The organism is Acidimicrobiales bacterium (assembly GCA_030747595.1).
In the GTDB taxonomy this organism is placed as follows: Bacteria; Actinomycetota; Acidimicrobiia; order Acidimicrobiales; family MedAcidi-G1; genus UBA9410.
The window spans coordinates 1-572 of the sequence record JASLKK010000070.1; the positions used below are offsets into that span (position 1 = coordinate 1).

Genomic DNA, 572 nt, shown 5'->3' on the forward strand with positions numbered 1-572 from the left:
ATCCTGTTCTCCGAGTCATCTCTGAAGGGAGCCCACTTCGTGGAGCTCTGCGGCCAGAGGGGAGTCCCGCTGGTTTTCCTTCAGAACATCACCGGATTCATGGTCGGTCGCGAGGCGGAGTCGGGAGGGATCGCCAAGGACGGAGCCAAGCTGGTCACCGCGGTGTCCTGCGTACCGGTGCCAAAGTTCACAGTCATCATCGGTGGCTCGCACGGGGCCGGAAACTACGGCATGTGCGGAAGGGCCTACGACCCACGATTCCTGTTCATGTGGCCCAACGCCAGGATCAGCGTGATGGGGGGGGAGCAGGCAGCCAGCGTACTGTCCACGGTCGGAAAGGAGGACCCGGACGAGATACGTGCCAAGTACGAGCGAGAGAGCAGCCCCTACTACTCCACCGGAAGGCTCTGGGACGATGGGGTGATCGACCCCAGAGACACCAGGGACGTTCTGGGGCTATCTATTTCCGCCAGCCTCAATGCCCCCATGCCAGAGACTCGCTACGGCGTGTTCAGGATGTGAGACTTTGACCTCGGACCCACTCCCAGAAACCGAGCTATGCAGCCTGGAGT

Annotated in this window: 1 protein-coding gene; it reads left to right on the forward strand. The window is 61.5% G+C overall.

Going from position 1 to position 572, the window contains the following annotated elements:
• Positions 1 to 522, forward strand: a 522-nt coding sequence (locus QF777_12145) for a carboxyl transferase domain-containing protein (protein MDP6912279.1), incomplete at its 5' end; no start/stop codon positions are given.
• Between the last annotated feature and the right edge of the window lie 50 nt (positions 523 to 572).